The sequence below is a fragment of the Bacillus sp. JJ675 genome, assembly GCF_036963165.1.
GTDB classification, from domain to species: Bacteria; Bacillota; Bacilli; order Bacillales; family Bacillaceae; genus Bacillus; species Bacillus glycinifermentans.
Genome location: NZ_JBALMR010000082.1, coordinates 1 through 13,198, shown reverse-complemented (window position 1 = coordinate 13,198; position 13,198 = coordinate 1). Strand labels below are relative to the sequence as shown.

Annotated in this window: 15 protein-coding genes; 3 read left to right on the top strand and 12 right to left on the bottom strand. The window is 45.8% G+C overall.

Features of this window, described 5'->3' with window-relative positions:
* Positions 1-110: 110 nt before the first annotated feature.
* Both V7126_RS20100 and bla read right to left on the bottom strand, forming a co-directional pair.
* Positions 111-581, bottom strand: a complete 471-nt coding sequence (locus V7126_RS20100) for a GNAT family N-acetyltransferase (RefSeq protein WP_046129780.1) — start codon at positions 579-581, stop codon at positions 111-113.
* Positions 582-629: 48 nt separating this feature from the next.
* Positions 630-1,520: a class A beta-lactamase gene (gene bla, locus V7126_RS20095; RefSeq protein ID WP_046129779.1), complete on the bottom strand. Its 891-nt coding sequence runs from the start codon at positions 1,518-1,520 to the stop codon at positions 630-632.
* 424 nt (positions 1,521-1,944) lie between these two features.
* On the opposite strand from bla, the gene V7126_RS20090 reads away from it, so the two are divergent.
* Positions 1,945-2,544: an esterase/lipase family protein gene (locus V7126_RS20090; RefSeq protein WP_175077051.1), complete on the top strand. Its 600-nt coding sequence runs from the start codon at positions 1,945-1,947 to the stop codon at positions 2,542-2,544.
* Positions 2,545-2,739: 195 nt separating this feature from the next.
* Here the strand turns inward: V7126_RS20090 and V7126_RS20085 are convergent, their stop codons facing one another.
* The 5 genes from V7126_RS20085 to V7126_RS20065 all read right to left on the bottom strand — a co-directional run bounded on the left by V7126_RS20085 (position 2,740) and on the right by V7126_RS20065 (position 7,142).
* Positions 2,740-2,952 (bottom strand): hypothetical protein, encoded by a 213-nt coding sequence (locus V7126_RS20085; protein WP_046129778.1) that lies wholly within the window; start codon positions 2,950-2,952, stop codon positions 2,740-2,742.
* Between the two features lie 539 nt (positions 2,953-3,491).
* Entirely contained in the window at positions 3,492-4,130 is a 639-nt protein-coding gene (locus tag V7126_RS20080; protein ID WP_175077050.1) for a FusB/FusC family EF-G-binding protein, read from the bottom strand.
* A 204-nt stretch (positions 4,131-4,334) separates the two neighbouring features.
* Positions 4,335-4,673 carry a YolD-like family protein gene (locus tag V7126_RS20075; protein ID WP_175077049.1) on the bottom strand — a complete coding sequence of 113 codons (339 nt, stop codon included), beginning with the start codon at positions 4,671-4,673 and terminating at the stop codon, positions 4,335-4,337.
* A 15-nt stretch (positions 4,674-4,688) separates the two neighbouring features.
* Positions 4,689-5,951, bottom strand: coding sequence for a DinB/UmuC family translesion DNA polymerase (locus V7126_RS20070; protein ID WP_175077048.1), 1,263 nt, complete (start codon positions 5,949-5,951; stop codon positions 4,689-4,691).
* Positions 5,952-6,314: 363 nt separating this feature from the next.
* Complete coding sequence (locus tag V7126_RS20065) at positions 6,315-7,142, bottom strand: alpha/beta hydrolase (RefSeq protein WP_046132407.1); 828 nt, start codon at positions 7,140-7,142, stop codon at positions 6,315-6,317.
* 369 nt (positions 7,143-7,511) lie between these two features.
* On the opposite strand from V7126_RS20065, the gene V7126_RS20060 reads away from it, so the two are divergent.
* Both V7126_RS20060 and V7126_RS20055 read left to right on the top strand, forming a co-directional pair.
* On the top strand, positions 7,512-7,721 hold the full coding sequence (locus tag V7126_RS20060; protein WP_046132408.1) for a YqzH family protein: 210 nt from the start codon (positions 7,512-7,514) through the stop codon (positions 7,719-7,721).
* A 130-nt stretch (positions 7,722-7,851) separates the two neighbouring features.
* Complete coding sequence (locus V7126_RS20055) at positions 7,852-9,084, top strand: MDR family MFS transporter (protein ID WP_175077047.1); 1,233 nt, start codon at positions 7,852-7,854, stop codon at positions 9,082-9,084.
* 23 nt (positions 9,085-9,107) lie between these two features.
* Here the strand turns inward: V7126_RS20055 and V7126_RS20050 are convergent, their stop codons facing one another.
* The 5 genes from V7126_RS20050 to V7126_RS20030 all read right to left on the bottom strand — a co-directional run bounded on the left by V7126_RS20050 (position 9,108) and on the right by V7126_RS20030 (position 12,864).
* A complete protein-coding gene (locus V7126_RS20050; protein WP_175077046.1) occupies positions 9,108-9,494 on the bottom strand; it encodes a VOC family protein in 387 nt (128 codons plus the stop codon).
* A 29-nt stretch (positions 9,495-9,523) separates the two neighbouring features.
* The gene (gene coaA, locus V7126_RS20045; RefSeq protein ID WP_175077045.1) at positions 9,524-10,483 is read right to left on the bottom strand and encodes a type I pantothenate kinase; all 960 of its coding nucleotides are present in this window, start codon (positions 10,481-10,483) and stop codon (positions 9,524-9,526) included.
* Between the two features lie 177 nt (positions 10,484-10,660).
* Entirely contained in the window at positions 10,661-11,626 is a 966-nt protein-coding gene (locus tag V7126_RS20040; RefSeq protein ID WP_175077044.1) for an ABC transporter permease, read from the bottom strand.
* Complete coding sequence (locus V7126_RS20035; RefSeq protein ID WP_335498556.1) at positions 11,604-12,266, bottom strand: ATP-binding cassette domain-containing protein; 663 nt, start codon at positions 12,264-12,266, stop codon at positions 11,604-11,606. Before V7126_RS20035 ends, V7126_RS20040 begins: the two co-directional genes overlap by 23 nt.
* A 109-nt stretch (positions 12,267-12,375) precedes the next feature.
* Complete coding sequence (locus V7126_RS20030; protein WP_046132413.1) at positions 12,376-12,864, bottom strand: hypothetical protein; 489 nt, start codon at positions 12,862-12,864, stop codon at positions 12,376-12,378.
* Between the last annotated feature and the right edge of the window lie 334 nt (positions 12,865-13,198).

Below are 13,198 nucleotides of genomic sequence, written 5' to 3'. Positions count from 1 at the left end.
ATGTCCGCTTCCCTTTCATAAGCAGGCCTTTGAATGTTTACAATGAGGCGTGCCATATGCGGATCTGTATGATCTAATAATCGAATCATCGAGATTCCTCTCCCTTTTATTCACAGCTCTTTGACAAACAGCACACGATCTTCATTTGGTCCGTCGTAATTCGAAAACACGCGGACGCCGTCTGTTGTTTTATCCCCTTTTTCGATCGAGAACCCCATTTTCCGATGATACGCGATCGATACTTTGTTGACGGGCGAGGTGATGCAGCGGACCGTCTTGCAGCCCGCCTCCTTCGCTTTTCGATAGAAGGCTTCATAAAGCTGTTTGCCGACCTGGACTTTTCTGTAATCGGGATGCACGCCGACAAAATGAATATACGATTCCGCAGGGTTGGACTGCGATAAAAAGCCGATGAGGAAACCTAGCAGCTCCCCGTCTTTCTCAGCGATAAAACTCGTATTTTGAAAATGTTCAAAAAATAGCCTCGGCAGCTTATCTTTCATCTGCCTCCCGCCCCACCAATCGTTAATGACCGGGACGATTCTTTCATAATCCGGCGCTTCGGCATGACGAATCATCATCTCCTCCAAACTCCCCTCTATCAAATCATTTGAACGCCTCGCACATTCCTACTTAAGGACTTTAATTACTTCCTTTGCCACCTCGGCAATAAGCTTGTCGTTATAATCGGCGTCCTTTTTGTCGCGGCTTGATAGTACCGCGAGCACAATCGGGTCTCCTTTCGGCGGCCAAATGACAGCAATGTCATTTCGCGTACCGTATGACCCCGCTCCTGTTTTATCCGCTACTTCCCATCCTTTCGGCACTCCCGCGCGGATTAATGCATCGCCGGTGGTGTTTCTTTTAAGCCAATCTACTAACATCTCGCGCTTCTCCTTCGGGAGAGCATCTCCGATTGTGAATGCCTGAAGGCTTTTAGCGAGCGCTTTTGGTGTGCTCGTATCATGTGTTTCTCCCGGCTTCACTTCGTTCAGATCCGGTTCTATTCGCTCCGGGTTGGTCACGTTGTCGCCAATTTCCCTGAGCGACTGTTTAAACCCGCTTGGTCCGCCGATCTGCTTCAGTATGAGATTCCCGGCGGTATTGTCGCTGTACCTGATGGAAGCATCGCAAAGCTCTTTCAGGGTCATTCCTGTATCAACATGCTTCTCTGTAATCGGATTATAATTGACTAGATCATCACGGGTATAGGTGATTCTTTGATTCAGATCCGCTATTGATTTTTGCTGCAGCAATGCCCCCACGGCTAAAGCTTTATGAGTAGATGCATATGCAAAACGCTCATCCGCCCGGTAAGCTACCGTTTTGTTCGTACCGGTGTCCAGCGCAAAGACTCCCAATCTTGCATCATATTGATCTTCAAGCCTGGAAAATTGATTCAACTGTCGATCGCTTTGTTTAGGCTGTGCAGAGTGGGCGCTGTCATTTGAACATCCTGCAAGCGCTGCGCATGTAAAAAGCAGTGAAATCGCGGTTTTTTTAAAAAATGTTGTTTTCATTTGGCATGTAACCTCTTTCTAAAAATTGTTTTTTCTTTTTTCGTCTTATCTTTCATATGCCCGCCCGCCAATCGTTAATCGCGTGCAAGCTTCTCATCATTGGAAGCTTCTGCATCCCCTCCCCGGAAATAGATGGTATCTGTTTTATTATACCGTTTTTTCCACTCTATTTGCCATTTCATCACATCACCGGTTTAATAGGATAAAGTTATTAGATCTTATTCAACAGAACATGATGTTCCTCATTTATCCAAAAAGCTCCAAACTCCTTTTTTAATCAGGGCTCGCCAGGCTCATAACCAAAAAGGCGTTTCATATATTACTCTTTTTTCGGGTTGAAAAATAGATAGATTTACACTTCGTTTTCGTATTTTCCTTTTATAGAATTGTCGTTGTGAATTTATTACATCCAGGAGGAGAAACAATGCGCCGCTATCGATTTTTATCCATTCTATTCATTTGCATGCTGTCCGCCGTTTCCATGTTTGCCGTTCAAACTTCCAAAGCTTCAGCCGAATCCCGCACCCCTGTCGTCATGGTTCACGGAATCGGCGGCGGCTCTTATAACTTCATGGGGATTAAAACGTATTTAGAATCCCAGGGCTGGTCTCGCAAGGATCTTTATGCTATCGATTTTTTAGATAAGACCGGAAACAACAGGAATAATGCACCGAAGTTGTCGGAGTATGTAAAAAACGTATTAAACGAAACGGGAGCCGAGAAAGTGGACATTGTCGCCCACAGCATGGGCGGAGCCAACACACTTTATTATATTAAAAACTTGGGCGGCGGTGACAAAGTAGAGCATGTCGTCACATTGGGAGGGGCAAACCGTTTGGTCACAAATTCCGCTCCCAGCGGCACCAAATTTACTTCGATTTACAGCACGAGCGATTTCATCGTCTTAAACAGCCTGTCTAAATTGGATGGCGCTGAAAACATCCAAATTTCCGGTCTAAGCCATGTCGGCCTTTTATTCAGCAGCAAAGTCGATGCTTTGATCAAAGAAGGGCTTACCGATTGAGGAAGCCAAAAAAGACAAAAACCTTGGGGGATAAGCCTCTCCAAGGTTTCGCTTTATAATCAGGCTGCCGGATTGAACGTCTGCATTCGTGAAAAGGAGCCTGTCTCCCTGTTCATTTCGCTCCGGAAATAAAAAGGACTCTAAATAAACGCATATAAAATCGTTCATTCAGCGTCCGAGAGACCCGGATATATTTTATTCTACGATAATTTCAAAGACTCTTTGCTCAAGATTGTATTTGGCATCCTGAAAGGAAAACTTATAGTCATCTGCATCGGCATCAGGTGAAAGCCAAGCTCCGTATTTTCTGATGGTCTGCACAATATTTTCAATCTCAGCGGGAGTGAAATCTCCTATATCCGTGCCTTCGCTTTCAGCAGTGTGGCGTATTTTGACTGTAATCAGCATCACTAATGACCCCTTTCACTTGCTGTTTCAGCATCTTATGAACAGTATATTTTTTTCCTGTGCAAATCGTGCCGCTAACCCCTTTGTTTCACATTATTCGGGCTTTCTTTTTTGCAGACCTATTTTATTTGGAAAAGCTGTTTTGCAACATGAAAATGTGCAGTTATACCGTCCCCTATACCCTTTTCTGAAAAATTGTTGCAACGGGCGGATTATTTGTGGCGACATCCGTAACACACACAGCAAAACGCTTGATTATGCCTATTGTTTTCCTATTATGCCTTTCTTCCTGCCCCTTGGGACATAGCTGTTTCCTGTTTGCGAAAAGCTTTAACATTTTCCTGCCTCGCCGCTGACATTGTCCATGAGGTTTTGGCCGCCACCGTCTTTCTAAGCCCGCTTTTTTTAATGCTGTCCACGAGCTGCGGACGGCCTCAGCCTCGGCCGTTTCCTTGCTGACCCGCCGGCTCTTCGGAGAGCGGACGGTAAAGGCTGAATTATAAACAACCCGGCTCGAATTTCCAGCCGGGTTGTTTACGTTAATATTTCGTTACTTGTGCGACGAATTTGTTCAGATGATCCAGCGTCATCATGTTTTGGTTGCATTTTTCACTGTCATAGCAAATGTAATTGCCTCTGTCCGTATAGGCTTCTTTGCTGCTTTTCACCCGGGCCATGAACAGTCCGAGCTCTTCGATCCCGTTACATATCGAGCAGACTCCTTTTTTATTGCTGGATCTGATGGTGCCGTGTATTCCTGTCAGTTTTCCGTCGATATCGACAATCATGTATTTCCTGCCTGAGCCTGCATCATTCCATCCCAAGTAGGAATACCTCCTGAAATCAATCTCCCCAAAATCGGGAGTCTTTAACTTTTTCACTTTAGAAAACAGCTTTTTGGCCTTTTCTGCCGTTACCCGCTGAAATGGAATCACATGATGCTCTAATTCAGCTGAAAATCTCGCGGCTCCGGCGCTGTCCTTCACCTCAACTATCTTGCCAAGCAAAGCTTTTTGGTCATTGCTGAGCTCAGGAAACAGATGTAATACTTGGCCTAAAGCATTGGATTTCAAAGCATCAAGCACGTTTCCGTCCTTGATGTTCGCATGTCCTTGGACAAGACTGTCCGTTTGAAACATAATAAAATGATATTGATCATTTCTAATAAAAGGGGTCATTTCTGCCAGCTCCTTATTTATATCTATTTTGAAATAAGGTGCAAAGCCGGATGATCAGAAATGATACCTTACAATCAGGCGATTTGTTTAACGTTCCGCCTCATGCAAAGTATCGCCTTTCAAGATAACAGGCTTTGCATGAGACGCTGCAGCTGGCAAATGAATGTCATTTACCATTTTATCCACCTCCGAATACTGATTTCATTATACACGGAAATCATATTCAATCTCAATCATGTCATCCATCTTTAAAATGCGTATTTCATCCGTATGGCTTACGATGCGCAGCTCCCGTTTAAGGGCGTCAACATAGTGGATGCGGCCGGCAAGCGTTGTGACCTCCCCCTGCCGGTAATAGGCAAATCGCAAAGGTGCATTTTCCGCCATCGCTTCACAAATGATTTCATTGAATTCTTCATATTTTTGTTCATCCAAAACCGGCTTTTCCACTTTATCAAGACTATCGTAATATTCTTTAAGCAATTCAACGTGTTCCGGTAGCATCATAGACACCCATTTGATATTGCCTCTGTCTTTCAGCATACATCATTCTCCTTTCTATGCCTGATGTCCGCCGACAAGCTTTGACCGCAGACGGGCGGTTCCGGCGTTCGTATAGGAAACGGCGCGCAGAAGCGCAGCTGAGCCATACCGTTCCCTGATGCCGTCCATGACGTACCCGAGCGTCCGCTTTTTTTCCTGATCCGGACGAAAAAGATCGAGCTGGATCAGATTGTCATCCTGAATATTGGAAAGGGAAACGGAAATTTTCCGAACCGTTTTCCCTTCATAAAAGCGGTCAAACAATGCAAGGCATGTGTGATACAGGTCGAGCGTGACATTTGAAGGGCTTTCCATCGTTTTCGAACGGTAAAATCCCCCGCCAAACTCATCACGGCTGTATTCAATCCCGAGGCTGACAGTCCGGCCCGCCTGCTGATGGTCACGGGCCCTTTTGGCGACTTCCTCGCACATTTCAAGGATGACGTGCTTGACTTCATCTGGATCGGGATAGTCCCTGAGCAAAATCTGGCTTTTCCCATAGCTGATCTGCCCGTTCATGATCGGTGATCCGATCGCTGAAAGATCGATGCCCCAAGCGTGGTAGTAAAGCTGGTTTCCCATGATTCCAAATGCTTTCTCAAGCCGTTTGAGATCATACTGCGCCAGCTGGCCGACCGTAAAAATCCCCATTCGGTTCAGCCTCTTTTCCAGTCTTGAACCGATTCCCCACATTTTCCGGAGGGGGGATAAGGGCCAAAGCTTCGTTTTCACGTCGTAATAATCCCATGCGGCGATTCCGCCTTCCGTTTTCTTCGCTTCAAGGTCAAGGCAGAGCTTTGCCAGCAGCATATTCGGACCGATTCCGACGGTGCAGGGCAGGCCAAACTCCCTTTTCATGTCGTCTTGGATTTTTTCGGCAATCGTCTGCGCGTCCCCCCACATGCTTTCAACGCCGTCCACTTGAATAAAGCTTTCATCGACGCTGTACGTATGGATGGCATCATGCGGCACATAGCGGCCAAACAGCCGGGTCAGCTCTGTTGAAACACGGACAAATACCGCCATTTTTGGATTGACCAGCTGAATGCGAGGATCGTCCGGAAGCTGGAACAGCCTCGTCCCCGTTTGAACGCCGAACTCTTTTTTTAGAGCCGGGGAAGCGGCCAGAACAACGCTCCCCTGCCTTTCTGTGTTCCCGACCACCGCCAGAAAACAAGTCATCGGATCAAGCCCGAGCAAAACGGCGGCACAGCTCGCATAAAAACTCCGCATATCAACGCATAAAATCGACCGCGCCGGATATTGACTGTAATCCATATCTGCATCCTCCCGCAAAAAAGAACTAACGTTCGCATATGTATTGTATGATTACTATACTGCGAATATACGTTCGATTCCAGGCGTAAATTTATCCAAAGAAAATCCTGGCTGAAAGCAGCAAAAAACACCTTCTTTGGAAAGAAGGTGTTATGCATGCTTCCATCGCAAGTCCCCCTTGAAAATAGGGTGATGGATTGAAAAATCAACTCCGCAACTGAACATAACGTGCAGTCCTAAAAACGTCTCCGTGCACTTCCGCTGCGGGTGCAGCAAGTGTCTGAAACCCTGCGGTTATCACTATAAGCCTTTGCGGCCCCGCGAACAGCGCTTGGGCCGGAGAACTCACCAGTCCTTTCAAGATCATTTATTTTTCTTCTCTAAAAACGCCATAACGGCTTTTGTCATATCCTGCGCTTCTTGCGGTGCATCCGGAGAGCCGAACATCTTATTTAAACCGCTGTGGGACAGATTCTTGACTTGATAAACAAAATCGGATCCTTTCGCTTTGTTTAAGGCTGCTGCAAATTGATAAACAGAAGGATCTGCCCAGCGCGTGACCAAATAAGCCGGCGGCAGGTTTTGATTGTTCATGTAGGTGAGCGGTGAAGCCTCTGTCCACACCTTTTCGTCAGGGCCAAACACCTTTTTGTAAGACGGGATCGCTTCGATAAATTGCTTGAGATTCAGAGGGCCGTCTAATATAACAATCGAATTGAGCGATGCCGGTTTTAGACCAACGCTGTTTAAATATTTTGCATCTGCGGCAATTAAGCCCGCCAAGTGGCCTCCTGCCGAATGCCCCATTATATTGATTTTCGATTGATCTATTTGATACTCATCTGCATGATCCTCAACCCATTTCACCGCCTTGGCGACATCATAGGCCATATCACCATACTGAACATCAGGATGAAGCCGATAGTTTACAGACACGAAAACATAGCCTTTTTCTGTGAAAAATGCCGGCTTTGAAGCAGCGTTGCTCTTGTCTCCGCCCGTCCATCCTCCCCCATGTATATAGATGAGAACAGGATGTTTTTCTTTCTTGGCCGTCTTCGGTGTATAAATATCCAGTGTTTGCTGTTCTGCTTTTGCATAATGAATATTCTTTGCATTCTCGTTTGCAATACATGCGAATAAGCCCGCACAAAGCGTGACTAATACTGCCCATTTAATGATTCGTCTCAAATCTAAAACACCTTTCTTCTTTAGAGCCTGCGATAGGCAAAATACGGACCATGTCCAAGATAAACGCGCGGTTAGAAAACTCCTGACACTCTTCTATAAAAGATGAGAAAACATGTTTGTGCTTTCTTCATAAAAAACAAATAGACCATCCCTTAAAGCCGCAACAAGTTCGGGGAATGGTCCTGCAGACCGGAATGTTACCGTATTCCGGCTCTTTTTCATTTTTGTGGTTGTGTTAACTCATTATACTATACGGGGAAAAAGAGCACAATTTATAACAAAGCTTAAATCTTCGGCGTAAACTCCCTTGAGCACGGCGGTTTTTCTTAGTAAGATAAAAGAAAACCGCTCCTAAAAGGAGAAAACAAAATGGAAGAGAAACTGATCGAAAAAATGCTGGGACAGGCGCTGCGGCAATACGGCCGAAATGTTGCGATCGATCCCTTGAGCCCCCACGAAAAGGAAATCCTGAAGCTCGCTTTGAAGGAAAGGCGGATCGAGGAGCCGGACGAGGGGCTGCATGCCCATATCGAAGATGTCATCTATGATTATGTTACAAACCAAGGCATGTTTTCATAAACTTGACGTGGCTTCCTTTCTGGCAGGGAAGCTTTTTTCATTCCCCTTATCTCCTGAATATCCTCTATTCATTACCGTTTGTTTCATGTATGATATACAATAAAACGATTGCAAGCGTGGGGAGTTCATCATGAAACCAAAATGGAAAGAGATCCACCCGCTCAGCTGGACCATCATTGTCGGAACGATTTTCGGGCGGATGGGAACCGCGATGAGCATTCCTTTTTTAGCAATTTATTTAACGCAGGTGAAGGGCGCTTCCGCAGGTTTTGCAGGAGCCGTTATTGCGGCAAGCTCCCTCGTCGGGATTGCCGCAAGCTTTTATGGAGGATATGTATCAGACCGGTTTGGCCGGAAAACGATCATGCTTTTGTCGATTTTCGGCTGGACGCTTGTGTTCGCGGGCTTTGCACTCGCCGACAACGTCTGGACTTTCTTTTTGATGAACGCCTTAAACGGATTGTGCCGCGCTCTCTTTGAGCCGACTTCAAGAGCGCTCCTCTCAGACGTATCCAAGCCTGAGACCCGCCTCTTCGTCTTCAACCTCAGATATACGGCCATCAACCTCGGCGTGGTGTTCGGACCGCTTTTAGGACTGTATCTCGGCTCTTCAAAAACGACGATGCCGTTTTTGATTGCGGGTTTGATTTATTTCGTCTACGCGGCGGTTTTGGCTGTTCAGTTTAAAAAACACACCGTGCCGGTGATTGAGACGAATAAGCGGATCAAGATGCGGGAGGCCTTCCACGTGACAAAAACGGACCGGGTGTTTTCGTTGACGCTGATCGGCTCGGTTCTTTGTTTGTTCGGCTACTCCCATTTCACATCGACGCTTGCGCAGTACATGTCGGCAAGCCCATTTATTGAAGGCGGAACTGAGATATTCGGGATGATGCTGACGCTGAACGCCGTTGCCGTGCTTGTAACGCAGTATCCGCTCATACATATCGCAAAGCGGTTTTCCCCCATTTTGTCATTGATGACAGGGAACGCGCTGATCACAGCAAGCCTCTTCAGCCTTTCGTTTTTTCATGATCTTTTGTCAATCGTCTTCATTGTTGTATTGTTCACAATAGGAGAAGTGCTGCTGTTTTCAATGCTGGATGTACTGGTTGATCAAATCGCGCCTCCGGAACTAAAAGGGACTTACTTCGGAGCGATGGGCTTTACCCAGCTCGGAAGCGTAATCGGGCCGTGGGCGGGCGGAATGCTGCTGGATGTGTTCGGGGCAGAAAAGCCTTTTTTCACCTTTTCCATCCTGTCGGTTGTGACCCTTTTCGGAATCCCTTTCCTCGCTGCAGCTTTCCGAAACGTCAAAAACGCAAAGTACGGAAAGCCTGCCGGAAAAACATTGCATCACTAAAGGAGGCTTTAAGACCTGCCGTGTTAGCAAGGCGCCACAAGCTCGACTTTGATGCGGTCCGGATCTTCCGTATACAGCGCATAATGTCCGCTGCCGCCGGCAAACGGATGTCTGTCTTCATAGAGCAGCTGATAGCCGCGTCGGATCAGCTGCTCTGTTATTTCATCGACCTGCTCCCTTGAGGCTGCCTGAAAGGCGAGATGGTTTAATCCGACCCGGCGTCTGTGGTAGCCCGCCTTTAAAAACTCTCCTTGAGCTTGAACGAATACGATGTAAGCGCCGTTTGCTTTCCAGCTGATCCCCCCTTCCCACCGCTGATAGACCTCATATCCGAGTTCTTCTAGAAACCACCCCCAAAAATGCTTGGATCTTTCTAAATCTGATACATACAGCTCAATATGGTGAATCATCGGCTTTCCCCCGCTTTCTCTTTAGACGCTTATACCCGTCTGACTAAAACCTTTTCGACTTTGTGACCCTCCCCTTTTTTCAAAATTAAATCCGAGCGGAATTTCGTAGGCAAAATGTTTTCATACAGGTTCGGGCGGTTAACGGTCTCCCAAATCGATTTCGCCATGTAATCGGCTTCTGTATCGGAAAGGTCTTTATATTTATGAAAATACGACGTCGGGTCTTGAAACGCCGTCTCCCTGAGCATGCGGAAACGCTCAAGATACCATTTGATAATAAGCTCTTCCTCGGCATCGACATAAATCGAAAAATCAAAAAAATCGGATACGAATACGCGCGGTTTTGTCCTGTCGTCTTCAATCGTCGGCGTTTGCAGCACGTTCACCCCTTCAATGATGACAACATCGGCCTGCTCGACCGTTTCAAAAACGCCTTCCATCCTGTCGTACGTTAAATGGGAATAGACCGGTGCTTTGACGGTTTCCTTTCCCGATTTTAAATCGTTTAAAAACTCGAGCAGCGCCTTGACATCATAGCTTTCGGGAAAGCCTTTCCTTGACATGATGTTCTTTTCGATCAGAACCGCATTCGGATACAGAAAACCGTCTGTTGTGATCAAGCTGACTTTCAGCCGTTCCTGTAAACGGGACAGCACGGTCTGAATAATCCGTGCCGTCGTGCTTTTTCCGACGGCCACGCTTCCGGCAATCCCGATGATAAACGGAATTTTAGCTGCGTGGGGATGATTCAAAAACCCGTTCACCCGGATATTCCGCTCATATTGGGAATTCCGGTGCAAGTAGAGCAGCCGTGCCAGCGGAACGTAAATCATTTCGACTTCTTCCAAAGACAGATAGTCGTTCAAACCTTCAAGTTCTTTCGCTTCCTCCTCCGTCATCTCGACTGTCATATGTCCGCCCAGATTCGCCCAGGCGCCGCGGGTATGACTCGTATATAGCGTTTGTAAATTCAAATCTTGATTCGCCACATTTCTCACCTGTCCCTCATATTCATACGCTGTTTAATTGAACATCTTATGACATCTGTTCTAGGCTGCCTTACTATTATATAGAATTTTCCGAATTTTTACGAGGGATCAAGTTTTTTTCAACCCGAAAAAAAAGCCGCCTTAAGCTGAGACGGCTGCCAATGAATTCTATTTCGATCATACAACATATTTGCTTTGCCTGTGTGCCGCATAATAGGCGACAACCGAAAACACGCCGAAAAACACGAGCAGAATCAACATGATCGGAATGATTTCCACTATCTCGGGCGTAAACAGTTTAAAACTGCCGTTGAAATCGAACACCGCATGCCCCAGATTGGCAAGCAGGTTTTTCAAATCGAATTTGCCCAGAACGGGAACGAGCAGGGTGTAAATGATATAAAGCAAAGCCGGCGTGATAAAGCTTCTGAACAATATCCCCAAATAAAATCCGATCGTTGCAAAAATAAAGCTCACTGCCAAAACGACGAACCATTGACTCAACATACTGCTCTTAGAAGGAACCGAAACCGCGAACTGATCGACCGGTATCGTTCTTGCCGCCAATGCATAAAAGAAGAGACCTGCCAAATAAGCCAAACATAAAACGGCCGCTGTTGTGACAAGCATAACGATGTAGACCGAACATTGTTTGGCGAGAAGAACCATCTTCCAGTCATATCTTGCCGCCTTCACCTTCACCGTCCGGAATCTGTTGTCATACGTCGAAATATAAATGGCGTAAAGGGTGAACGCCAAAGGCAAGGCAATAAAGCCCATCCACTCCATAGCCGCAACGACCGATTGTTTCGGCTGTATAAGATGAAGGGACAGGATGAGCTGCTCATAATCGTACCTTAAAATATTTTCGACGATCTCCCCGTCCCCATCTCCGCTCTTTAATGTCCCTTCCGTTACGTTAACTGGTGAATCCAACGCTTTTTTCACATCAATTCCGAGTTCCCGATATTCCGATTCCGTCTTCAAAAACTGCCGGTAGCTGCTTTCGGCAGTTTTATATTGAACATATATCATCCCTGAAGAAACGATGAGCAGCGGAATGACTAATATAAAAAATACTTTTGCATGATACTGGTAAGCAAGCTCCTTCTGTAAAATGCTATAAATATTCTTTATAAACATCGCCCAATCCCGCTCCATTCGTCTTAAAGTATTCCACATGCAAAGCCGAACCGTTTTTCAGCACAAATAACCGGTCGACGATTGAAGAATAAAATTCAAATTGGTGGCCCGCAGCCACAATAGTCATCTCGTTTGACCAGCTTTTGACGATCTCCTGAAGCTCCATCATCGAGCGGTAATCGAGCCCGTTGGATATTTCATCCAATAACAAGTACTCTGGTTTGTTTAAGGCGGCGATGATGAAGCTGAGCTTTTTCCTTTGCCCGTAGGAGTACGTCTTCACCTTCTTTTTCAGCAGTGCATGGCCGAGAAACTTCGTTGCCGCCTGTTCCAGCTCTTCTTTTCCGACACGTTTGTTCAGCAGGATGCTGATATTTTGATATCCCGTCAGATTAAGATAAAACGGAGAGTCGTCATAAACGACGTGCACTTTATGGCGGATGGCGTCAAGAGGTTTATCATCATACAGGATTTCGCCTTTGAAAGGCTCGAGGCCGAGGAGGCATTTCAGCAAAGTCGTTTTTCCGGCGCCGTTTTCCCCCATCAGGAAGTTGACTTTATGTTTTTCGATATTCATATTGAGCCGGTCGAAAACCGTCTTGCTGCCATAAGCTTTCGTTAAATTTTTAATTTTGATCAATGTCAATAATCCTTTCTCTATACAGGATGTGATGTCAGCATTTTCAATTATACTACGCTGCCAAAATTTCCAAAATAGTCTTTTGGCAGCGTAGTATTCATTCGTCTATTTAATCGTTACCGTACTTTCCTTTTTTATTGACCCATCTTCTGTCCGTATAGGTGTTGCTTGTCAGCACGACGTCCCCCCATGGCGTGACGGTTCCGATGCTGTGCGTTTTTTTGGCTCTCCATTTATGAAGGCCTGAAGACTTATAATACCTTGTAATCCCTTTCGCTTTCACGATGTTCGGAAACACGTAGCCGACATCCTGCGAGCCGTTGCTGCTCGAAATTTTTTTGCCGTTGTAATACCATTCGATATAATCTTTGGACCAGGCCAGAAAACTGCCCCTTTTAATCGTCAGCCTTTTCCCCGCATAAGCGGAAAAGCCGCTCTGGATGTTCACTTGCTCGGGAAGCGACTGCACATATTCCGTTTTTGCTTCAAGCAGCGCTTTCTGTTCTTCTGTCAGCTGAGTGCTTTCTGATGCAGCGGCAAATGAAGACGGAATCAATAGCGCTGCTGACAAAGACAACCCTAAAATCGCTTTTTTCATTCGATATCCCTCCGTATTCTAATATTTTATGTACCTCTAAGCTGACATCCAAAAAACTATCCCGAACACAGCAACGGTCCCGAGGTCGCACATTCTTAGTTTAATTGATAAAAAACTAGATTCGCTGCAAATCAGACCATTTTATCATTGACTAATGGAAATTATCACCTCCAACCACAATTAATAATATAACATATTTTTCCTTTACTATCAAAATAGTTTATTCCTGTTTTTTACATCACTCCCTCAAAAATTATTATTTTTACATGAATTTATTCTTAAGCAAAAAGAGAAAGAGGCTTAAAAGCCTCTTTCTCTCAGCTTGTAGAGAAAA